Origin of the sequence: Paenibacillus sp. PSB04 (assembly GCF_025809195.1) — a bacterium.
In the GTDB taxonomy this organism is placed as follows: Bacteria; Bacillota; Bacilli; order Paenibacillales; family Paenibacillaceae; genus Paenibacillus_AQ; species Paenibacillus_AQ favisporus.
Map to the genome: position 1 here is coordinate 5,734,141 of NZ_CP081301.1, position 22,385 is coordinate 5,756,525.

24 protein-coding genes are annotated in these 22,385 nt (G+C 51.2%); 3 read left to right on the top strand and 21 right to left on the bottom strand.

What is annotated here, in order from left to right; all coding sequences use genetic code 11:
• Positions 1-11: 11 nt before the first annotated feature.
• The 6 genes from K2F33_RS26370 to K2F33_RS26395 form a co-directional block, all read right to left on the bottom strand.
• Positions 12-1,148 carry a zinc-dependent alcohol dehydrogenase gene (locus tag K2F33_RS26370; RefSeq protein ID WP_263882453.1) on the bottom strand — a complete coding sequence of 379 codons (1,137 nt, stop codon included), beginning with the start codon at positions 1,146-1,148 and terminating at the stop codon, positions 12-14.
• Positions 1,148-1,534, bottom strand: coding sequence for a spore coat protein (locus K2F33_RS26375; protein WP_263879751.1), 387 nt, complete (start codon positions 1,532-1,534; stop codon positions 1,148-1,150). The genes K2F33_RS26370 and K2F33_RS26375 overlap by 1 nt, the downstream gene beginning before the upstream one ends.
• Before the next feature lie 13 nt (positions 1,535-1,547).
• A complete protein-coding gene (locus K2F33_RS26380) occupies positions 1,548-1,793 on the bottom strand; it encodes a spore gernimation protein GerQ (RefSeq protein WP_163873428.1) in 246 nt (81 codons plus the stop codon).
• Positions 1,794-1,886: 93 nt separating this feature from the next.
• Complete coding sequence (locus K2F33_RS26385; RefSeq protein ID WP_263879754.1) at positions 1,887-2,873, bottom strand: aminoglycoside phosphotransferase family protein; 987 nt, start codon at positions 2,871-2,873, stop codon at positions 1,887-1,889.
• Between the two features lie 199 nt (positions 2,874-3,072).
• On the bottom strand, positions 3,073-3,939 hold the full coding sequence (locus K2F33_RS26390; RefSeq protein WP_263879756.1) for a class I SAM-dependent methyltransferase: 867 nt from the start codon (positions 3,937-3,939) through the stop codon (positions 3,073-3,075).
• 243 nt (positions 3,940-4,182) lie between these two features.
• The gene (locus tag K2F33_RS26395; protein WP_089546919.1) at positions 4,183-4,467 is read right to left on the bottom strand and encodes a hypothetical protein; all 285 of its coding nucleotides are present in this window, start codon (positions 4,465-4,467) and stop codon (positions 4,183-4,185) included.
• Positions 4,468-4,705: 238 nt separating this feature from the next.
• Here K2F33_RS26395 and K2F33_RS26400 point away from each other — a divergent pair, with 238 nt between their 5' ends.
• A complete protein-coding gene (locus K2F33_RS26400; RefSeq protein WP_263879758.1) occupies positions 4,706-6,292 on the top strand; it encodes an ATP-binding protein in 1,587 nt (528 codons plus the stop codon).
• 125 nt (positions 6,293-6,417) lie between these two features.
• Here K2F33_RS26400 and K2F33_RS26405 read toward each other — a convergent pair whose 3' ends face one another.
• The 3 genes from K2F33_RS26405 to K2F33_RS26415 form a co-directional block, all read right to left on the bottom strand.
• Positions 6,418-7,266 carry a carbohydrate ABC transporter permease gene (locus K2F33_RS26405; RefSeq protein WP_163873421.1) on the bottom strand — a complete coding sequence of 283 codons (849 nt, stop codon included), beginning with the start codon at positions 7,264-7,266 and terminating at the stop codon, positions 6,418-6,420.
• 84 nt (positions 7,267-7,350) lie between these two features.
• On the bottom strand, positions 7,351-8,208 hold the full coding sequence (locus tag K2F33_RS26410; protein ID WP_412974022.1) for an ABC transporter permease: 858 nt from the start codon (positions 8,206-8,208) through the stop codon (positions 7,351-7,353).
• 195 nt (positions 8,209-8,403) lie between these two features.
• A complete protein-coding gene (locus tag K2F33_RS26415; protein ID WP_263879763.1) occupies positions 8,404-10,017 on the bottom strand; it encodes an extracellular solute-binding protein in 1,614 nt (537 codons plus the stop codon).
• A gap of 201 nt (positions 10,018-10,218) precedes the next feature.
• Here K2F33_RS26415 and K2F33_RS26420 point away from each other — a divergent pair, with 201 nt between their 5' ends.
• Together K2F33_RS26420 and K2F33_RS26425 are read left to right on the top strand one after the other, a co-directional pair.
• Positions 10,219-11,073, top strand: a complete 855-nt coding sequence (locus K2F33_RS26420) for an AraC family transcriptional regulator (RefSeq protein ID WP_212968832.1) — start codon at positions 10,219-10,221, stop codon at positions 11,071-11,073.
• A gap of 62 nt (positions 11,074-11,135) precedes the next feature.
• The gene (locus tag K2F33_RS26425) at positions 11,136-11,747 is read left to right on the top strand and encodes a hypothetical protein (protein WP_263879766.1); all 612 of its coding nucleotides are present in this window, start codon (positions 11,136-11,138) and stop codon (positions 11,745-11,747) included.
• Positions 11,748-11,925: 178 nt separating this feature from the next.
• Here the strand turns inward: K2F33_RS26425 and K2F33_RS26430 are convergent, their stop codons facing one another.
• The 12 genes from K2F33_RS26430 to pyrH form a co-directional block, all read right to left on the bottom strand.
• Entirely contained in the window at positions 11,926-12,672 is a 747-nt protein-coding gene (locus K2F33_RS26430) for an SDR family oxidoreductase (RefSeq protein WP_076167091.1), read from the bottom strand.
• Positions 12,673-12,697: 25 nt separating this feature from the next.
• Positions 12,698-13,027 (bottom strand): antibiotic biosynthesis monooxygenase family protein, encoded by a 330-nt coding sequence (locus tag K2F33_RS26435; RefSeq protein ID WP_263879770.1) that lies wholly within the window; start codon positions 13,025-13,027, stop codon positions 12,698-12,700.
• A 112-nt stretch (positions 13,028-13,139) separates the two neighbouring features.
• Positions 13,140-13,847, bottom strand: a complete 708-nt coding sequence (locus K2F33_RS26440) for a Crp/Fnr family transcriptional regulator (RefSeq protein WP_263879772.1) — start codon at positions 13,845-13,847, stop codon at positions 13,140-13,142.
• Positions 13,848-14,067: 220 nt separating this feature from the next.
• The gene (locus K2F33_RS26445; protein WP_263879774.1) at positions 14,068-14,919 is read right to left on the bottom strand and encodes an MBL fold metallo-hydrolase; all 852 of its coding nucleotides are present in this window, start codon (positions 14,917-14,919) and stop codon (positions 14,068-14,070) included.
• A 118-nt stretch (positions 14,920-15,037) separates the two neighbouring features.
• Positions 15,038-15,784, bottom strand: coding sequence for a WecB/TagA/CpsF family glycosyltransferase (locus K2F33_RS26450; RefSeq protein ID WP_263879776.1), 747 nt, complete (start codon positions 15,782-15,784; stop codon positions 15,038-15,040).
• Entirely contained in the window at positions 15,781-16,311 is a 531-nt protein-coding gene (locus K2F33_RS26455) for a GNAT family N-acetyltransferase (RefSeq protein WP_263879778.1), read from the bottom strand. Before K2F33_RS26455 ends, K2F33_RS26450 begins: the two co-directional genes overlap by 4 nt.
• A gap of 188 nt (positions 16,312-16,499) precedes the next feature.
• Positions 16,500-16,874 carry a DUF4180 domain-containing protein gene (locus K2F33_RS26460; protein WP_163873403.1) on the bottom strand — a complete coding sequence of 125 codons (375 nt, stop codon included), beginning with the start codon at positions 16,872-16,874 and terminating at the stop codon, positions 16,500-16,502.
• Between the two features lie 59 nt (positions 16,875-16,933).
• Positions 16,934-17,764, bottom strand: coding sequence for an SDR family NAD(P)-dependent oxidoreductase (locus K2F33_RS26465; RefSeq protein WP_263879781.1), 831 nt, complete (start codon positions 17,762-17,764; stop codon positions 16,934-16,936).
• Positions 17,765-17,839: 75 nt separating this feature from the next.
• Positions 17,840-18,427: a TetR/AcrR family transcriptional regulator gene (locus K2F33_RS26470; protein WP_263879783.1), complete on the bottom strand. Its 588-nt coding sequence runs from the start codon at positions 18,425-18,427 to the stop codon at positions 17,840-17,842.
• Positions 18,428-18,579: 152 nt separating this feature from the next.
• Positions 18,580-19,656: an NAD(P)-dependent alcohol dehydrogenase gene (locus tag K2F33_RS26475; protein ID WP_145134334.1), complete on the bottom strand. Its 1,077-nt coding sequence runs from the start codon at positions 19,654-19,656 to the stop codon at positions 18,580-18,582.
• 240 nt (positions 19,657-19,896) lie between these two features.
• Positions 19,897-21,357 carry an MDR family MFS transporter gene (locus K2F33_RS26480; protein WP_263879785.1) on the bottom strand — a complete coding sequence of 487 codons (1,461 nt, stop codon included), beginning with the start codon at positions 21,355-21,357 and terminating at the stop codon, positions 19,897-19,899.
• A 151-nt stretch (positions 21,358-21,508) separates the two neighbouring features.
• The gene (gene pyrH / locus K2F33_RS26485) at positions 21,509-22,246 is read right to left on the bottom strand and encodes a UMP kinase (RefSeq protein WP_263879787.1); all 738 of its coding nucleotides are present in this window, start codon (positions 22,244-22,246) and stop codon (positions 21,509-21,511) included.
• Between the last annotated feature and the right edge of the window lie 139 nt (positions 22,247-22,385).

Below are 22,385 nucleotides of genomic sequence, written 5' to 3' on the forward strand. Positions count from 1 at the left end.
TGTCAGGTACTTTACGGCTTTAAAATCACTTTGATGCAGTTGTCCGTCTTCGTATCGAACATTTCGTAACCGCGTTTGGCTTCGCTGAGCGGGATGACATGCGTAATGATGTCGGCCACGTCGACTTTGCCGGTCGCCACCAATTCATACATATAAGGCATATAGTGTATGACCGGAGCTTGTCCGGCGCGGATGTTCACATTGCGCTGCATGATGTCCCCTAGCGGGAATCCGTTGTAACGGCCGCCGTACACGCCTGTAATTTGAATCGTTCCGCCCTTGCGAACGGCCTGGGAGGCGATGACCAAGGCGCTCATGGTGCCTCCTTGCAGCTTTAAGCCGCTCGCCAGAAACTCGAGGTCGCTCATTTTCCCGTCCATGCCCACCGCGTCAATGACCACGTCGGCTCCGCCCTTGGTGATTTCCTTCAGGTATGCACCAACATTGTCGTGATGCTCGAAATTGACGGTCTCAACATGATTGTTCTTTTTGGCATGCTGCAGCCGGTAATCCACATAGTCGACGGCGATGACCCGCTTCGCCCCTTTGAGCCAGCAGAACTTTTGCGCCAGCAGTCCAACCGGTCCGCAGCCTAGCACGACTGCGGTATCCCCCTGTTTGACACCGGCGTTGTCTACGCTCCAAAAGGCGGTGGGCATCACATCGGCGATTAGTGCAAGGCTCTCATCCGGCCGCTCGCTGTTTTCCGGAATTTTGAAGTGCGTGAAATTGGCGAATGGAACCCGCAAATACTCGGCTTGCCCGCCCGGATAACCGCCGGTCGTTCCCGAATAGCCGAAATACGCACCCATGTCCCCGTTGTCGTTCGAATTGTCGCACTGGCTCTCCAGATGATTTTTACAGTAAAAGCATTCGCCGCAGGCAATATTAAACGGGATAATGACCCGGTCGCCTTTCTTCAGCTTGGTGACTTCGGGCCCGACTTCCTCCACAATCCCCATCGGTTCATGACCGATGACGTAATCCTCCTGCAGATTGGGAATCATGCCGTGGATCAGATGCAGGTCGGAGCCGCAAATAGCGGTGCTGGTCAGCTTGACGATCATGTCATCCGGCTTTTGGATTTTCGGATCGGGGACGTCCTTGACGACGACGTTTTTAACCCCTTGGTACGTAACGGCTTTCATCATGCTCGGCCTTCCTCCATATGCTCATCGGGCGTCCGGTCGAACATCCCTTTGCGCGAAGTATCTGCGGGGAACAGGTTCATCCCGGCAATCATGGCTGTGTTTTTGGCCGACAGCTGGTCCAGCTGGTACTGCTCGTGCAGCTCATACGGGTGAAACCATTTCTTACGGATCATCAGCTCGGTGATTTCCTGATGGAGGGCAATCCCCTGCTTCAGCTGCTTTTTCAGCAGTTCCCTCGCTTCTGTGGATACAGTTTCGGTCAGGGCAACCGCGGTATTACGAACCCCTTCCTTCGCCCGGATCAAAAAGTCCATAGCAAAAGTCATATCGGCCATCTCCGGCATGTTGAGCGAATTGATCGGATCTAAATCATCGTTGTTCATCAGAGTATCACCTTCAATTTAGGATGGGGGCAGGCTTGCTTTCCGGGACCGGAGCCTGAAACGGAGCTCGTTCATAAATCGCCTTCAGTTCGTTGATGGCCTGTGTGGACTGTTCAACGTCCTTTTGCATCAGCGCCTTCAGTTCTTTGTCAAAAACCATCCCCTGCATCAGCTTCGATTTGGCGACGCAGAGCGTTTTAAAATTCAGCACTTCATGAAGATCGATCGATTCATGGGGTGCAAGCGGAAAATCCTTCATGTCTGACCTGTACCTCCTTTATTTAACGATGTCTGCAAGGATAGGTTATCCTCCTGTGTATAGCTTGATTCAGTTTCCGCGGCACTCCCGGGATCATAAAATTTGCCTATTATGAACATATTTCAAGGCGCACTTCAGATGATGATCCACGATACCCTGGGCAAGCTGCCGGTCGGGAAAGCCGCGGTGAAGCAGCTTTAAGCCGCCTCCGATTAAGGAGAGATGGTGGTGCAGGCGGTAGAAGGCCATCCGGTCGGGATCCAGATGGTCCTGACGGAAATACCGGTAATGCTCCCCGAACCGAAACTCGAGAAAGCTGTGCTCATGCTCAATGTCGAAATAGGTAACACCCTCAATATCGATCAGATACGGCTCCAGATTCGCATTCACCAAAATGTGGTCCGGTCCAAGCTCGCCATGAATCAGTCCGTAAGATGTCCTTGGACGAATTCGCGATGAACATTCCTGAAGGACGGACATAAGCCCCTCTTGAGCAGCCGCAATCTCAGGCAAATAAGAGGCGGCATACGTGATCTGCCTGAGGGCATTGTCCACCAGCTCCTGCTGGCAGGACTTCTGCGGAGGCTTGATTTGGCCGGGCCGCCCGTGAACATCTCTCGCGCAATCGTGCATATTGGCTATCATCTCCCCGATCCGCCGAAACAATCGCTGCTGCTCCGCTGTATCCGGGTGTGCAAAATAGTCTTCCGCTTTGCCGCCCCCAATACGTTCGACAAGCGCATAATCAAACGCATACTCCCGGCGCTCCAGATTAAGGTTATACAGCTCGGGTGTAGGAATGCCCAATTGGGTTAATACCCGGTTGTTCTCGCCAAACAAGTCGGCTCCATAGGAACGCATATCATGATCTGAATGTTCGATTTCTTCCCGAAAGTAATTCATGGATAAATCCCAAACGTACAGCATACAGGAAAAACCGTTCAGGAAATCGAGCTGATAGACGACCTTCTGGGCCCCTCCGTTCAGCCGCGTAATCTGTGAGATCGCGTAATCCGATCCGAATACCTGCTTGGTATAATTCGTTAAATCCGCCTCGGAAAGATGACATGCATTTTCCATACTGTTTTCCCCGTTTCTATGATTGGATTGCCGGCATCACCAACTATATCCCAGGTCCCCGCTGAAAATATAGACTGTTTCTTTCGGTTCTGTTATGATGTTGAATAAGGTCTGGTTAAAAATGGTCGTAAGCAAAAGGAGCTGTCCCGGAAAGTCAATGACCCTTGGGAACAGCTCCTTTTTTATATGTTACACGGACTTATCGGACTACCGTACCGAACGTAATTTTCATGCTCGGCGCATGGGCGAACGCAACCGACGGCGTATTGACTTGGGATAACAGGTCCTCGGCGATATAGAGCCGTTCTGCTTCCTCCTGGGTTAGCCCCCGCTCAATCAGCGCTTGAATAAAGTCTTCCTCCTGACCCGGACATTCAAACTGCAGGTTGCTGAACAAAGCCCTCGTCTCCTCGGAATCCTGGACTGGGTCGTAATAGTTCACCTTATCGCTGATTCTGCTCTCGATCCGGCGCAGCCCCAGCTGCGAAAAGTAAACCGGAAGCTTCATGCCGATGTTGGCGTCCTTCCCGGTCCGTAAAGCATCCTGTTCATGCAGCTTCTGCAGGGGGCCAAGCGGCATGACTTCCGTAGATAAAACATCATCAAAATAATAGCTCGACATGGAAGCACAGCCGTGGGGTTCGTAACAAATAACCGTTCCGCCGTCCTTCACACTTTCGGCCATCTTGGCCAGCAGCTGCAGGGGATCGGATCTATGCATAAGCACTGCGTGCGATACGGCGACATCAAAGGCGCTGCCCAGGTCAGCATCCGTCAGCTCCGCCCGAATGAACTCGGCCTTCCAGGGCAGGTGAGCGTACAGCTCTTTGGCCGCCCCAATCTGTCTTGCTCCCGGATCGATCCCCGTATAGGTTGAGCCTTCCGGCAGGTGCGGAAGCATCATCAAACCCAGCTGCCCGTAACCGCAGCCGAAATCGACGACCCGAACCGGAGTTTCCCATTTCCAAACCGATTTGACCAAAAACGCGATGTAGTCGTCATTATAATAAAGACTCATTCTCCGGCGCAAATACCCCATCTTCTCATCCCAATCATAAGACTCCACTGTTTCACACTCCCCGATTGTTCTGGTCATCCATACTGATACACAGTCAACAATAGTGGATATCCCCGGAAAAGTATAGCTTTAAAGTGGAGCCTGCGGGATATTTTTATAAGGCTTTGTCCGAATGAGGCATCGTCAGGCGGTCGGTAGCTATAGCGAGTGCTGTATATACGCAAAGCCCGGCATTCCAGGACTTATCCTGAAGCTGCCGGGCTTTGCACTTGTTTATGCTCTTTGAATCGTTCACGAAAGATTTAATGCGAGCACCGGCACGCCGACGCCCAGTACCCACAAGAGCGGAATCGAATTCACGATGACCGCCGCTCTCTTCCTCTTCTTGTAGAACGCCCAGGCCATAATGGCACAGGCAATGGTGACGAGCGGGTAAACGCCGATCACGGACACCAAGGCGATGGCCGCTCCGCTGATTCCACTGTCAAACCCCATGAACGAAATTCCCCAAATCAGCAGCCACGGAACAAAACATAACACATAGATGATCTGGCTGATGACAAAATACGTCCGCATGACACTCCCCCTGGTTTGCGTTCGTGCCGGATCCTTCCGGCATCCCTCCACACCGAATTCATCCGGCGGGCTATGAGGTCATTTATACCATAAAATCTGTTTTCTCCATAGGAGAAAAAAAATCATGATCATTTCCAAGGCGACACGGAAATTCGACATTGTTTTCATAGCCTATCCGATATAATGGCAGTAGATAAGGGCTTACTGAAATTTTACTTTTTTCCCTAGGAGCATAAACATGATCGTAAAACAGACAAGACACGTCTTGATTCCTTCCTTAACTACATTTATCATGTTATCTTCCATTCTGTTGGGCAAAGCCGACAGCATCTTTCTGCTATTTCTCTCCGGAGCGATGCTGACGGGGGTCATGATTTTTTTCGCCGAGTCCAGCAGCCGTTCCTTGTTTCTTCAATCCGTAAGCCTCGCCTTCTTCCATTGGAGTTCCCAGCTCAATTGGACGCAAATCATTTACTTTATATTAATTATTATGGAAACCCGAAATACGAGAAACTTGAAGTATACGCTGTCGCTGGCATTTGCTTATTCCATGTTGTATACCGTCATCCGGCTAAGCTATCTCCCCTGGGACCGTTACAATTTATTGGTCTCGGTCTACGATCTGGTTAGTCTCGTATTAATCGTCCTTGGAATGCGTTATCTTGTCACAACCGAGATTGAAAGAAAGCGCCTTTTGAGGCGAAACCAGTTTCTCGCATCGCATGATCCGCTGACCGGTTTTTTGAACTACGACGGTTATGTCAGTGCCGTCAACGAACTGGTTGAAAAGAAAAAATCGCCGTTTGTGCTGATCCTGCTCGATTTTCAGGACTTTAAAAGCCTAAATAAGGAAAGCATCCGCGGCGGCAACGAAATTTTGACGAGAATATCGCTCATCATCCGGACTTACTTCCCGAGCGCCTTCGCCATTTCCCGTTATGCCGGGGACCGGTTCGCCATGGTGATCCCGGATACCGATGGGTCGCTTGCACAAGCCCAGGATATTCTTGAATCGGGCAAGCTCGGCTACGAGGTAACTTACAGCACGGCCCGGTTTCCCCGGGAAAGCACAACCTCGCATGATATTATCATGCTGGCCGAAGACCGGCTGTTTCAGAAAAAGAGGATGCTGTGGCTGAAGCGTGAGGAAGAAATGTTCCGAAGCGAAAAGCTGAAAATCGTCGGCGAGCTTGCTGCGGGCATGGCTCATGAAATCCGGAATCCGCTCACAACGCTGAAGGGCTTCATCCATCTGTCCAAATCGCAGTCGTACAATATCGGGCCATGGGTCGATATCATTACCAACGAGATCACGCGCATGAACGAGCTGACGGCGGAGTTTCTGCAGTTTTCCAAGCCGCATCTTGGCAACATCCGGCCCGAGCCCATCTCGCATTGTGTGGAAAGAGCGAGAAATTTAACCGAATCGCAGGTGACTTCCAGAGGGCACAGCATCAGCATGGAGAATGTCAGCGATTCCGTCATGGTTGAAATGGAGCGGGATAAAATCGTGCAAGTGCTGATTAATCTGGTGCGCAATGCCATCGAGGCGATGGAACAGCCGGGTCATATCCATATTCAGGTGCAGCAAACGGATTCGGTGGTAACCATTGACGTGTCCGATACGGGAAAAGGGATCCCCGAAGACCTGCTCCCGAAAATCTTCGATCCGTTCTATACGACCAAGGAAGAAGGAACCGGCCTCGGCCTATCCATCTGCCATAAAATCATCCAGGACCACAACGGTACGCTCACCGTCAAAAGCATGGAATCCGAAGGATCCGTCTTCACGATTACGTTGCCGGTATTGACCGAAGGAGCTTAATCGTCGATCCCTGCCATCGAAACGATTCTAAAGGTCCGATCATTATGATGATTCGATGATACAAAAGCCGCCGGGCACAGCTGCCCGGCGGCTTTATTCATTCGCGCTGGCGTGAACCCGCTCCGCTAACCTTTGACCGAGCCGATCATGACGCCTTTTTCGAAGTACTTCTGTATAAACGGATACACGATAAGAATCGGCAGTGTGGATACGATGATCACCGCATATTTGACCTGATCCGCATACTGCTGCGCATACCCTCCGGCAGCTCCGCCGGAGCCTGCTCCGGATGAAAACACCTGGTTGGACAGCAGGATGTCCCGCAGCACGATTTGCAGCGGCTGGAGCGAATTGCTCTGGATATAGATGAGTCCGGTAAAAAAATCGTTCCAATGGGCGACTAAATAATACAGGGCGATGACGGACACAACCGCCTTGGAGAGCGGAAGCGCGATTTTTACGAAAAAAGTGAAGTGACTGCAGCCGTCCATTGAAGCTGCTTCATGAAGCTCTTTCGGAATGGAGTGCTCAAAGAACGACCGTGCGATAATTAAATTGTACACATTGACCGAAAACGGGATGATAAACACCCACATCGAATTGGTCAAATGCAGCTGCTTCATCAGCAGGTAGGTTGGAATCAGGCCGCCGTTAAAGAACAAGGTCACCACGAAGGCAAACATGATAAACCGGCGGGCGCGGAACTCTTTCCGAGACAAGACATAGGCGGCCGGCAGCGTAAACAGCAAGTTTACCGCCGTACCCAGCACCGTGTAAATGATCGTGTTTTTGTATCCCGTCCAAATGCGGGCATCCTTGAAAATTTCCTGATAGCCAAAAAAGCTGATATGTTTGGGATACAGCGTCACCTGTCCTGTCGACACCAGCGATTGATCGCTGACGGATGCAATCACAACGAAGTACAGCGGATAGGCCACGATGAGAAAAATCAGCACGCACAGGGTGGTAACCATGACTTGAAACAGAACATTCCCCGCGCTCCTGCGATTACGATGTGTAAGTATCAATACTCCATGCTCCTTTCGGGATCGCCGTCTCTACCACAGACTGATGTCCGAGCACCGCTTGGCGATCATGTTCATGACAAACAGGAAGATAAAGTTGATGACGGTATTAAACAAGCCGATGGCGGCTGAATAGCTGAACTGGCTGCTGATAATACCGATTTTGTACACGTAGGTGGCAATGACTTCGGAAACCGGCAAGTTGAGCGGGTTTTGCATCAGAAATACTTTCTCGAAGCCCGTTCCCAGGACGCTGCCCATGCTGAGCACAAATAAAATAATGATCGTCGGCACCAGGGCGGGAATGTCGACATACAGGATTGTCTGCCAGCGGCTTGCTCCGTCCATCTTTGCGGAGTCGTACAGCTGCGGATCCACGGTGGACAAAGCGGCCAAATAAATAATGCTGTTCCATCCGCCATGCTGCCAAATTTCCGATAGTACATATACGGGAACGAACGTCTTGGTCGACCCCAGCAGGTTGATATCCCCAAGGCCAAGCCACTGAAGCAGGTGCCCGATGATTCCCGAGTTCGGCGAGAGCAGCACGCTCAGCAGTCCGACCATGACGACGGTCGAGATGAAATGCGGCAAATACACGGTCGTCTGGAGCGTTTTCTTCGCCCGCTTCATCCTGACCTGATTGATGAGCAGGGCCAGAATAATCGGCGCGGGAAAGCTGAGCACAATCGTCGCCACGCTGATGACCACCGTATTTTTCATCAGATCCACGAACATGTAATTTTCAAAGAACTGCCGGAAGTAGAACAATCCCCTCCACTCTCCGCCGGTCAGCCCCTTAGTGAAGTTATAGTCGCGGAAAGCCAGCTGGATGCCGTACATCGGGATGTAGTTGAAAATAAAAATAACGACAACGGCGGGCAAAATCATGATCCACAGCTGATAGTCCCGCCTGAATGTATTCAGAACGGTTTGTTTGCGTGCTTTGGGCAAAGCAGCGGCCTGCTTTAATTTGGGGCCGGATCGCGATATCATGACCAGATTACCTCCTTGTAACAGCAGTGCTTGCATGCTGGATTATCCGGCCCGTATGCAGGGAGCCTGCACCGGACCGGGGATCGCGTTTTACAGCTTGCTTTTATAGTCGTCATAGTATTTCTGCATAATTTCAATATTTTTCAGGAGCCCTGTCTTTTTGCAATTTTCCACATAGGCGTCCCACTCCTTATCCACGCCGCCTTTGGTGATCCACTGCGACCATTTGGCCAAGGCCATCGACACAAGCGCCGTATTGGCGAGAGCCATCGTGCTGTTGTCCACCGCGCTGTATTTAATAAACAGGTTCGGGAAAACATCGTTGTCCTTATCGATTGAGTCCAGCACCTTCTGCAGCGGCTCCGTTTGCTTGCCGACCGACTGCATGTCTGTGCCTAATGTCAGCTTCAGCGAGTCGGCGATATACATCGGTCCGTTATCGGCCCAGGTGGAGGTCCATTTCCAGGTTCCCGGATCCATGGCCTCATCCTGCGGCGGCAGTACGGCAAACGATCCGTCCCCATTGTCCTTGATGTTTGTGCCAAGCGAACCGAAAAGCACCTGCATGCTGACCTCGGGGTTGTACAATTCGTTGATGAACTTCATTGCGGCTTCCTTATGCTTGGAAGCGGCAGACATTTGAACGGTATTTGTACCGTAATTCAGCGTGTTGTAATCGTACGACCACGACTGCTGAACGGTGGAATCGGCTGTAAATTTCAGCGGCGCCATAGTCGTATACTGCGGACTTACCGCGTTGCCGAAACGGTCGGTGACCTCCCAGCCCCACGTAAAGCCAACGGTAGCCGTATTTCCTTTGCCTCTTGCCACGGATTGGTACTTGGTGTAGTCCTGGGTGAATACTTCGGGATTTATCAGACCGGCGCTGAAGCATTTGTTCAAAAATTTGACCAACTCTTTGTAACGGTCGTCGATGAAGAAGTTTTTAACTTGGCCATCCTCTACAAAATATCCGCTGCCGCTGCCGTCGGACAACGTAATCCCTTCGCTGCCCAGCAGTACGGTCGGCATAAAATAACCGAATGCGACGGTTCCCGTCGGGGCAAAGTCCATCGGGATCTCATCGTTCGGATCTCCGTTTCCGTTGGCATCCTTGTCCTTGAACGCCTTCAGCACGTCGAACAGCTCATCCCATGTCGTGGGCATCTGGAGCCCCAGCTGGTTCAGCCATTCCTTGTTGATAAACTGCCGGGTCGCCGTATCGGGCCAGAACCGCTGATACTTGGGCAGTCCGTATATTTTACCGTCCTGCTGCGTGGCAATGATTTTCGTTTCGGGTTTGGCGTCGAACATCGCCTTGACATTCGGAGCATATGGGTCGATCATTCCGGATAGGTCCTGGAACAACCCCGGAAACTGGGCGAAATCCGAATCGGTAATGGAGTTCACGCCAACGATCAAATCGGGAATATCCCCGCTGGCCAGCATGGCTCCCTTCTTCTGATCCCAATCGGCGGACACTTCCTGCCATTCGATATCAACCCCTGCCCTCTCCTCCGCATCCTGAAGCCATTTCATATTTTCGAACTTTTGCGTGAGCGGATGCTTTGTCATGATCGCCTTCAGCTTTACTTTGCCCCCTTGCACGGTTGGTTCCTCCGGCTCGTTGCCGCCGCTGCTGCAGCCCGCCAGCAGTGACGTTCCGAGTGTAAGCGCGAGCACGGATGCGAGTATTTTTTTCATCCTTCATCCTCCCCTTGGGTTTTATGAATCCGTTTACACAAGCTTATACTCAATCCGGAGGGGGCAAAATAGTTCAACGATCGAATTTGTGTCAAAAGGTTTGCACTTGCTGATGGTGCCATTTGATGCGGTGTGATAATTTTAGGATCTACCGACCCTTCAATGGGTGGAAAAAGGTTAGCAATGGTGGTGAAACTTTAGATGAATGCCCATCAGCTCCGCATCGAGCGTCCGGTCCATATGGAGCTTACCGGCAAGTTCGTTGCTCCCTCTGCGGATTGGATTCATTTAAGCCGTTACTTGATGGATTACGAGCTCATTGTCATGACACATGGAACGCTGTACATTTCCGGAGACGATGAAACCTACGAGGTCTCCCAGGGAGAGTATCTGCTGCTTCCCCCGTTCACGCGCCAGAAAGGAGCTAAGCCATCGGATTGCAGCTTTTATTGGCTGCACTTTTCGACTTCGCAGAACCTTCCCAAGCTGGAACTCTCCCGCTATACCCATGTTCACGAGAATGGGCGGATCGTCATTCCCCAATGCGGCACTCTGCGCAATCCCGAGAAAATCGTCGTCATGATGAAGCAGCTCCAGGATTCGGTGCGCGGCTACAACGAACAGACCTTAAATGATTACATGTCTACCGTCATCCTTTGCGAGCTCTACAACCAGCTGTTCTTCGAAAAGAACAACCCCGGCAAATCGTTTAAGCAGACCCAGCTGTACAACGATATTCTCGACTACATCAAATGGAGCCGCCACGAGAACATCAAGGTCTCCCAAATCGCCTCGCACTTCGGCTACAACGAGAAGTACCTGTCCCATCTGTTTACAACCGTCTCAGGTATTTCGCTGAAACAGTACATTTTGCAGCAAAAAATGGAGCTGGCCAAATATCTGCTGACCGACACGAACCAGAACGTAAGTGAGATTTCAAGTCAGCTCGGCTACAGCGACCCGCATCACTTCATGAAATCCTTCAAAAAAATCGTGGGGTTGACCCCGACGGAATTCCGCAACGCATACTCGAAGCGGCTGCTATTTTATGAATGATTTTTCGCCGATCGTTTTCCAACATTTAGCACTGTAGGGTACAATAGAATATATGAGGAGGAATGATGATGAAACGGATGCCTTTCACACGACCCACCGAGCATTACGATGAACGCCTGCACTCCATCGACAGACAAATCTGCCAGCTGCTGCAGCAGCGCAAAGAGATTTCGGAAGGAAATCCGGGCTACCCGCCTTTCGCGTACATTGACCAATGGGCGGCCGAAACGGGGCTTTATGAGGACTTTCTAAAATATATCTTTGGTGCCATCCGATCCGACGAGTTTTTCAAACCGATCGTCGAACCCGCCGGTTTCATCAAGCATGTTCCGGTGCTAATTTCACAAGAGCATAAGGGGTACTTCTTTACGCTCACTTCGGTTCGGCAATACGCCAATGCGAGCGTCGTGACGCTGTATGTGGACTGGGATGTGACGATCCCGGAACGAAATTCGACCGAAATATCCAACTTCGTGTTGGATATGGGAGAGCCCTATGAATGCCGGATGGACACGGGAGGAAGCTGCTCCGGCAACGCAACTTATAATTACGTGGTATCCCCGTCACTGCCGGACAAGCTCTCCGGTCTCGAATTCGTGTTCAGGGAGGAAATCGGATCCCCCTTCGGCGGCGAGCCGACCGGGAAGGAAGTTCGATTCCGCATAGAGGAATAATCAGTCTGGTAAATGACAGGTTGTCAAATTAAGTGCGACAGCTCGTCCACGAATGCTTCGCCCAATCCGTCGCAGTATGAAAATCAGGCAGAGAGCCTATATAGACTCCTCTGCCTGATTTGATACATGGGCTTATTAGGAATTGCTTAAATGACAACCCATCCCTTCTGATTCAAGGTCAAACTTGAGCCATACCGCCATCTACGAACAATTCGATGCCGTTCACATAACTGCTTTCCTCCGACGCCAGAAACATCACCGCGCTGGCAATCTCCTCCGTCTTGCCCAAGCGGCTTAGCGGAACGACATTCTTCGCCGAATCAAGAACTTGATTTAGCGCTTCGCCAAAAAGATCATTATACGCTGGCGTGTGGACCGTGCCAGGGCTCACTACATTAAGTCGTATCCCTGTGCCTTTCAAATCCATTATCCAGCTCCTAGCCATCTGACGGAGAGCCGCCTTGGTGCCTCCGTAGACACTAAACGCTGCTTCGCCGATCGTACCCGCCGTCGAGCCGGTTAAGATGATGTTTCCTGTCATATTTGGAAACAGCGGCAAAGCCTTTTGGATGGTGAACAAAGTACCCTTTACGTTCACGTTGAAGGTTGTGTCGTACTGCTCTTCCGTAATCTGACCCAAGGGCAGAAAGCTGCCAAGTCCAGCGTTTGCGAATAGAATATCCAGATGTCCTTTCTCCTGCTTTACCGTATCGTACAGTTTGTCTAGGTCCTTCAAATTAGAAATATCACCTTGAACGCCGGTAACCCGGTCACCGATCAATTTTACTGCCGCATCCAGCTCGCTTTGCCTACGGCCGGTAATGAATACGTAGGCCCCTTCCGAAACGAATCGTTGTGCCGTTGTAAGTCCGATACCGCTTGTTCCTCCGGTAACAACGACTACCTTTCCTTCAAATTTCCCCATATCTATATGCCTCCCATCAACGTCATCACGCATTCGTTATATGACTTCCCCATTCGCCCTTCGGCTGCAACCAGCTGACGCTTCTATCCACAATGAAATCGCCCAGTGTTCGTTCGTAATCCTTGCGGTATGGTTTAATAAACTCTTCCGCAAGCCAGCTATCTCTCGTGCCTTGCCATGTTTCATAAATAATCAAGTCATCCGGCTGATCCAGATCGTCCGAAACAATGGCGCTAATGAATGCCTTCTCGGGTGACATCTCCTCAATAAGGGAATACAGCTCCCTGCGGAATTCTTCTTTTTTCCCTGGTTTAACTTTGAATCGAATATTCAATTGGACTCGTTGATTGGACATGTTGGCTCCTCCTATAAGCTTCATATTTTGCAGTTCCGTTACGGCATTTATCATAACGCTAGATAAAAAATTCGACAGTAATTTAGATTACGAAGTTTTTCGGGTCATGGAATCAAGCCAGTTCTTTCATCGCTTTTTCGATATGAATCATGACCATTCTGCGGCTGGTCACGATAATACCTTCATTGGATAGTTCCTGTAAGGTAAGCGATACCGCTTCTCTTGTGGCACCGATCATATTGGCCAATTCTTGATGAGTCAGGGGAATATCGATTTTTCGGTATCCATTTTCTTCTATGCCGAACTTTTTAGACAATCGGTTGAGAAAGTAAAGCACTTTACCACGTAGATCCCTAAAAACCAATTTTTCCACCAATTCATCCTGATCTCGCAGGCGTTTGCTTATTTCCGATAAAAATCGCAAAGACAATTCAGAAAACTTGCGTAAAAGCGGTTCGAATTGTTCAGTCGGAATCGAAAAAACAATCGAGTCTTCCATCGTCTCCACATAAGTTCCTCTATTGCCCAATGAGAACGTTTCAACCTCGCCAAACATGCCGCCTTCGCTGAGGATGCAGACTGTATGTTGTTTGCCGGCCGAATTGGTTTTGTATAAGCGCAGTTTACCGGCGATTACGAAAAATAAGCCATTCCTTTCATCATCGGGCGTCTGAAGAATATAGTTTTTTGGAAGCTTATACGTATTTGATCTGGTTACCAATTGTTCGATTTCACGCATAATTTCTGCCGGTAGCGATTCAAATATTTTGATTTGTGGCAAAAATGAAGTTATGTTTTCCATCGCCTCATCATGTAACATTGTGACCCCTCCTGTCATTGCTGCAAGCGACTACCGCTCCACTCACCGCGATAATCGTTCCTCATGTAACACCGATAACGGAGTGTTACACTCATCATAAACCACCATAGTATCCCCTTCTGTAATGCAGATTACAAAAAAACAAACCACCTTCAAATGAAGGCGGTTTGCGGCTGCTCTAATCCATACCTTTTGACGTTATCGAATGGTCACCTTCAGTCTATGACTTCAAAGCGCTCAGTGCCGCATCCGTCACGTGGATAAATCTTTCGCCACGTGCGATCACATGAATACGCATTTCAGGAAAGTGGTCATATACATAGTCCACGAAATATCCCGGATGCTCAGCGTTCCCCGAAAAAATGTCATAATGCATCGGGATCGTCATCCCGATCCCGACAGTCTTCGCCAGCTCGGCAGCTTCCCGGTAGTCCATATTGCCGATAATGCCGCGGCTGTTCCGGAATGCGTCGCGGCCATTAATCGGGAGAAGCCCGAGGTCGATCGACTCATCCTGAAGCCGTTCCGTCAATCCTTCATAAATGACCGTATCTCCGGAATGGTACACCGTAACGCCGTTCAGTTTGATCAGATACCCGACGTAACGATGATAGCCCTGATCATCCGTTTCCAGCTCTTCATGTGCGGCCGCGATGGGGCGTACGATCACTTCATCGCCATAATCCTTTTCCGTATCGGCGATCACGAAGCGCTCGGGGGCTACGCCCTGATTCAATATGTCCTCACGGCAGAATGCCGGTGCCATATAGACGGTCTGCGGGTTAGCCTTGGACATGGCCGCAATCGCCTCCAGGTCCATATGGTCCGAATGCTCATGGGTGATCAGGCAGTAATCAGCATTCGTAATATGCTCCGGTCCGATCGGCGCCGGGTAGGTACGATCCGGGTTATGGCTGACATACGGATCGATGTAAATAACCGTCTCCCCTCCCTTAATGATAAAACTGGCTTGTCCAAGCGGCCATACCGCGACCATGCCGTACGGCACGAAGGTTTCCTCGATTTCCTGAATCAGGAGCTGGCCTTGCTTCTGTGGCTGTGACTGGCTCATGCATTCCTCTCCCTTCCGTTACTTTTCCGGTCATACTTATCATTACATGGAGATCCCAAGTAAGCAGCAGATCTCGCTCACCTTATCCAGGTATCTTTTAACCACCCGCTCACAAGGGCTAAACGCTTCTGGATCTCTCTCTAAAAAATACCGCTTTCACCGCAAACCGGGGTAAAATCAGTTGTCTGCGCCATCTCGACGGCTGGGATATCAGCCGGTACAGCCACTCGAGATTGAGACGCTGCCAGGCTGCCGGCGCCCGCTTCACTTTACCGCCGATGATATCCAGGCTGCCGCCGACACCGATGGCAATTTTCGCCTGCAGCTTGTCCTTATGGCTATGTATCCACTTCTCTGCCCGTGGTGCGCCCAGAGCCACGATCAGAAAGTCCGGCGCGGCATCAGCAATCTCCTGTACGATGCGCGGCTCATCTTCCGGCGTAAAAAAACCGTGATGTCTGCCGCGTATGGCGACCCCGGGATACTGCTGGCTAATGTTAATGATGGCCTGCCTGCTCGTTTCCTCATCCGCGCCCAGAAAGTAAAACGACCATCCCTTCCGGTCGCCTTCCTCAAGCAGCTTAAACAGCAGATCGCAGCCGGTTACCCGCTCCGGCAGGCTGCCGCCCCGCACCCGGGAGACCATGACGATGCCGATGCCATCCGCCGTGACCAAACCCGCCTCATCGACGATTTGGCGCAGCTGCGCATCCTTTTGGCAGGACATCACGATCTCCGGATTGCCGGTAACGACGTGAAACAGCCGCTGCTCTTTTCGATCAATCACCTCTTGAAGAAGCTCTACGCTCTGCTCCATCGTCAATTTCGGGAAAGGGATCCCCATAATGGGCACATGTTGATTCATCTTTCGATCACCTCTTCTGTATCGGCGTAAACGGAATATACAAGCACATCTTTGTTCCATTTGACGATTTGTTTTTCCAGCGTCATTCCGATCCGTTCGGCCACCCGAGCGGATGGTTGATTGTTAGCATCGGGAAGCGAAACGATTTTGCGAAGCTTCATCTGCTCAAACCCGTAGTGCTTGCAAGCCGTTGCTGCCTCAGTGGCATAACCGTTCCCCCATACGCGTCTTGCGAACAGGTAGCCGATCTCCATTTCGCGAACCCCTTCCACAATCTGTGGAACGATGCCACACTGTCCCAGAAAATCACCGTTGATCCGGTTCTCTACGATCCATAAGCCGACACCGCATTCCTCATAATTTCGCAGCGTCCATTCTATCCATTCCAGCGTTTCTTGGTTGTCTTTGGTGGAGGGATAGTACTTCATGGCGACGGGGTCGGCAAAAATTTGCTGCAGCAACGGGACATCCTCCCGTCCCATTTGCCTCAGGATCAACCGGTCCGTACTCAGCACGACATCCTTCATCCAGGATCCCCCTTATCTTTTTACAACGCGTTATATAAAACGGTTATAACAACACATTCCGCTTACTCTATGCTGCGTGCAATAATGCGGGCCGGGGATGAATCCGCCCGGATCAGCAAAGGCAGCGCTATCAATCATCATCGGATTCGTCAGCTCCCTGTCTCTTGCGTTTGCTAATTTCTAGGCTTTTAAGGTACCCGATGAAGGGCGGCCAGCGCCTCTTCCCGGTCCTTCATAAAGAACACATCTTCCCCCTGATTGCATTCGTAGATGAAATCCCGCAGGCTTTTGCTGGAGTAAGCTTCAAAATCACCAACTATGGCAATTTTAAATTGATAGGTCCGATATTTTTGCAGGATTTCCCCTGCCAGCCCGGTTTTCAGCTCAAAAAACGCATCCGGCAAATTCGACTGATTCAGCAGCAGCTTATGGCACGGCCCCGATGGATCCCACCCAATGCCAGCCATCAGATCCAGAGCCGTCTGGACGTCGGCAATAACGGCATGAGGGTCGTCAAGAATCGCTACCTTCGAGCCGTCCTGTTCATGTATCGTATAGTTCATACTTTTTTGCCCCCTTTCCGCTATATTACCTTGTCTGAGAAGACTGTTCCAGTCTTTTCCTACGTCTGGTCCGGCTGAACCGCTGCTTGGCGGGCGACGCGGCACACGAGTCGCATCAGTTTGCGGTGGAGCTGCGGAAACAAAGTGAATACGACATCCAAGGTGCGGCGCAGCGGCATCGGGCAAACCACAGGCTCGTTCTTATGAACGCCCTTTATCGCAATTCGGGCGAACTGCTCGGGGCTCATCATTTTCTGTTTCTGCATCTGCTTCAGAACGAGTTCCTGATCCAAATGAAGCGCTTCGCCCGTCCGATGGATCGGAGTATCCACGAAAGCAGGGCATAGAGCGCTGACATGAACGCCAAACGCTTCCGCTTCATAGTGAAGGGATGTGGTTAGTCCGACCACGGCATGTTTGGTCGCAGCATACGCGGCAGAGGTTGGCGATGGCCCCAGCCCGGTCGCGGACGCAGTATTCGCAATACAGCCGAAGCCCTGCTGCTTCATAACCCGATAGGCTGCCTGAGTTCCATGGATGACGCCCCACAAGTTGACCTGAATGATCCGGTTCCAATGATCAAGTGTCATATGGTACAGCTCCCCGTAAATGCTGATGCCCGCATTGTTGAACATATAGTCGAGCCGCCCGAACTCCTCATACACACTCTCGATCAGCCCTTCCACCTGATAGGCGTCCGTCACGTCTAGGTGGACGTAACGCCCTCCCCCACCCGCAGCGGTAATTCTTCGGACCGTCTCCTCGCCGCCTGCTCGGTCCACATCGGCTGCCACAACGAAAATACGCTCGCCTGCCAACGCTTCGCAAATGGCCCGGCCAATTCCCGAAGCCCCTCCTGTGACAATAGCCACTTTACCCCATTCTGCCATATCCTTGACTCCTCCTCATCATTTTAACATTAGAACAATTAGTACGATCGTTCTAATTTGCTTAAGCGTAAAACCTCATCGTTTGAGGATTCCGCTTAGAAAAATATCGACGCTTTTTCGAAAAAGACCATGCAGTTGTTCATGTTCCATCGTGTAAATATGCTGGCACAGCGCCCCCAGCAGCGTCCCGAATAAAAATGTCGTTCCTTGAAGATCGTCGATCTCAAATTCTCCGGTATCGATCCCGTATTGGAAAATGTCCGAATATGCCTGCATCGGCGTAACCGCAAGTCCGTACAGCTGCTGGACCGTCTCCGGACTGGTCGCCGGATTCGCCGCCAGCTCCTGCCCTACCTTGAGCAGAGGGGTTTGATAATTGTTCATCACGAACGTAGACATCGCATACAATTTATCTCTGGCTGTCTTATAGTTCGGAGATACACCCGCCCACTTCTCGCCCCAGGCCCGCATGCCGTCCAGCGCGAGATAAACGAACAGCTTTTCCTTATTCTCAAAATGGTAGTACACATGGCCCTTGCTGAACCCGGAGGCTTTGGATATATCCGAGATCGAGGTTCCGGCGAACCCCTTTTGCGAAAAGAGCTGCGCAGCCTTCTCCGCAATAATCCGCCGCGTTTCTTCACTGTCATAATGTCGTTTCAAAGCGATCTACCTTTCCTTATTTACAGAACGATCGTTCTAAAGTCATCATAAGCGATGAGGCCTGTCGCTGACAAGAAATATTTGGAATGTTCAAAAAGAAGACAAAAAGCACGGTCTAAGCCGTGCTTTTATCCTTAGAAACAAGAACCGCCTCACTCCGCCTCTGGCACGCCGTTCGGGTAGACGACAACTTTCAAGCACTCGCTTTTGTGATTTAAGGCCCGCTCCATCGCTTCCTGGGTATCCTGGAGCGAATAACGGTCCGTGACCAGCGTCATCACATCGGCAATGCCGGACTCAAGGAAGCGGATGCCTTTCGGATATGTATTGGCATACCGGAATATTCCGTAAATATCGACCTCGTTATCCGCGATAAAAGGAACATTCAGCGGAATTTCATCCTGTGCCGGCAGTCCGACAACGGCCAGCTTCCCGCCCCGGCGCAGCGAGCCCAGCGCCGTTTGCAGCGCTTTGGGATTGCCTGCCGTTTCCCAAGCGACATCGACGCCCTTCCCGTCCGTCAACCGCTGAATTTCCTCCAGCGCGTCCTGCTCTGCGACGTTAATCACGTGATCCGCTCCGAGCTTCTTGGCGGCATCCAGACGCAGCGGCTCCAAATCCGTTACGATGATTTCGGCAGCACCATACGCTTTAGCCGCGACGACGGCCATCAGTCCTACCGGCCCCATCCCCATGATCGCAATGGTGGATCCCGGCGTAAGCTTGCTTCTCGCCGCCGCATGAATGCCGACGGAAAACGGCTCGATCAGCGCCGCTTCCTCATAGCTCAGCGAGTCCGGGATCCGGAACACAAAATCCTGCCGGATTTTGATGTACTGGACAAAAGCACCGTCTACCGGCGGCGTTGCCAGAAACTGCACGTCGGGACAGAGGTTATACCGCCCCTCCTTGCAGGCTTCACAGCGGCCGCAGGTCACCCCGGGCTCTACGGCTACGCGGTCTCCCACTTTGAATCCGGTTACATCTGCGCCCACGGCGGCGACATCGCCCGAGCATTCATGGCCTAGGATAATCGGCTTCTCCACAACGTACTTGCCGATTCGCCCATGCGTATAATAATGGAGGTCGGATCCGCAGATGCCGACGGCCATCACTTTGATCAACACTTCGTCTGGTGCGATGTCCGGCACCGGCACCGTTTCAATCCGGATTTGGCGCGGGCTGTGCATCACAGCGGCTTGCATCGTTTGGGGAATGCTGGAGTTCATCATCTGTGTATTTCCTTCCCTTCCTGAAATCTATTATTTTCTTATCATTGTATTATAGAAACCCGCTAATATCTATGAAAACAAAGGCTGATCAACAGAAAGAATCCGCTCCCTCTTCGGGTGCGGATTCTTTCTGTGCAGTGAGATGCACCACCATGCAGAAGGAACATAAGTCCCTTCACTCACGGCTATGTAATTGGATAACCGGACGGAAACATGGCAGGCAAGGGCATCAACCGCTTAGGATTCAGCAGGACCTTTGGTCCGTTTGAAGAACAATGCAAGAATCAACGCCACGATGGAGAAGCCAAACCCGATGACAAACGCGTTATGCACACCGGCTACCATCGCTTCAGCCATTTGCCCAGGCGCGGTTGGATCCGATGAGCCCTTCAGGAAGCTGGCTTGGCCGTTGGACATGACGCTGATAAAGAAGGCCACACCAATCGCACCCGCCACCTGCTGGAGCGTATTCAAGATCGCCGTACCGTGCGGATAATACCGGGCCGGAAGCTGGTTCATGCCGTTCGTCTGCGCCGGCATCATGATCATAGAGATGGAAATCATCATGCAGATATGCAGAATGAGCAGCGTGACTTTGCTCGTTTCGACCGATACCTGCGTAAAGAACCACATAATGACCACCAGAGCAGCCGTGCCCGGAATGATCAGCGCCCGTGGACCAAACTTATCAAACAGTTTACCGGTAATCGGCGAGATCAAGCCGTTGAGCAAGCTCCCCGGAAGCATCAGCAGACCGGAAGCGAACACCGTCATCCCGAGTGCCCCCTGAAACAGGAACGGCAGCAGCGACATGGAGGAGAACAGCGTCATCATCATAATGATCAGCATGATCGCCGTCAGGGTAAACGCCGGGAATTTGAAGGACCGGATATCCATCAAAGGATCCTTCAGCCGGAGCTGACGAATAACGAACAGCAGCAGGGCGACCGCTCCGACAATAATGGTCCAATACACTTTGGGATGCGACCAGCCCGCTCCACCTTCACCCAGACTGCTGAAGCCATAGACGATTCCGCCGAATCCGATCGTAGACAGAATGATCGACAGAACGTCCACTTTGGGTTTGGTAGGCTGCGAGACATTTTTCAAATACACAAACGCGATGATGATCGAAATGATGGCAAATGGCAGAACCAAGTAGAACAGCCATCTCCATTCAAACGAATCGAGAATCAATCCCGACAACGTCGGTCCGATCGCTGGAGCGAACATAATAACGAGACCGATACTTCCCATGGCGGCTCCGCGTTTTTCCGGCGGATACAGAATCAGGATCGTATTCATCATGACCGGAAGCATCAAACCGCTTCCTGCGGCCTGAAGCAAACGGCCGATCAGCAGGAATTCAAAGCCCGGGGCGAAGGCACAGACAAACGTTCCCACCGTAAAGATGATCATGGCTCCAAGGAACATTTGCCTCGTCGTAAACCACTGGACCAGCAGCGCTGATGCGGGAACCAAAACGCCGACGACCAGCATGTAGCCTGTGGCCAGCCATTGCAGCGTAGAGGCCGAGACTTTGAGCTCAACCATCAATTCCGGAAAAGCGATATTGAGCAGCGTCTCATTTAAGATGGAAAAGAACGCCCCCACAATTAATGAGACTAATATAGGCAGCTTCTTGATATGGCTGATATCAGCCGCTGCAGATGCAGCTGCGGCACCTGATGGATTCATATATTCTCCCTCCTGTTTCTTGCAATATGTCTATATTTGGCATCAGCGAGCCTATTTTACCACATAACTCCGTGAAAATGTTTCTTATAAATTGCTTTTTTTAAATGATTTATTATTTTAGTCATTTAAGTATTATTCCACCGTTTAGAAGTTACTCATAAGCCAGTACAGAATCGCGGCTGATGATCGTACCTTGATGCTTCCCTTCACACAATTCTCTCATTGAACCCGGCTTGTCAAAGTTGAATACATGAATAGGCAGATGGTAGTCCCGGGCCAGAATAAAGGCCGATTGATCCATAATTTTCAGATCGTGCCGGATGACGTCGTCATAATGCAGCGACTTGAATTTTCTGGCGGAGGGATCCGTCTTCGGATCGGCGCTCAGCACGCCATCCACTCCCTGCTTGGCAACGAGGAGCGCGTCGCAGTTCACCTCGATCGCCCGCTGCACCGAAGGGTAATCGGTCGTGACGTAAGGCTGGCCGTTCCCGCCGGCGAAAATGACGATGTACCCTTTCTCCAGATGGTGTATGGAACGCAATCGAATATACGGCTCGGCCACCGAAGCGATGGGGAGCGAGGTCATGACCCGGACCTCCTTGTCCGTCTTCGCTTTGAGAACACCGCGCAGCATCAGGCTGTTGACGACGGTGGCCAGCGTGCCGATATTATCGGCCTCCGCCCTTTCGATGCCCCAGGTTTCCGCCATGTTTCCCCGGAATATGTTGCCGCCGCCGATGACCAGGGAAACCTCCACTCCCATAGACACAACGGATAAAATTTCGTCCGCAATATGCTCCAGCCGGCCCGGATCAAAGCCGAACTGGCTCGTTCCTGCCACCGCTCCGCCGCTTAGCTTAATTAACACTCTTTGGTACGCCGCCATGGGCCAAACACTCCTTTCGGTTCCGAAAAAATGACTATCGTGATACGCTCACCTAGATAAATAAGCTTCCTCAGTATTGATTTCGAAACATCCAAATTCCTTCAGCCAACACCGCTAATCAGAAGTACAAAAAGAAAAC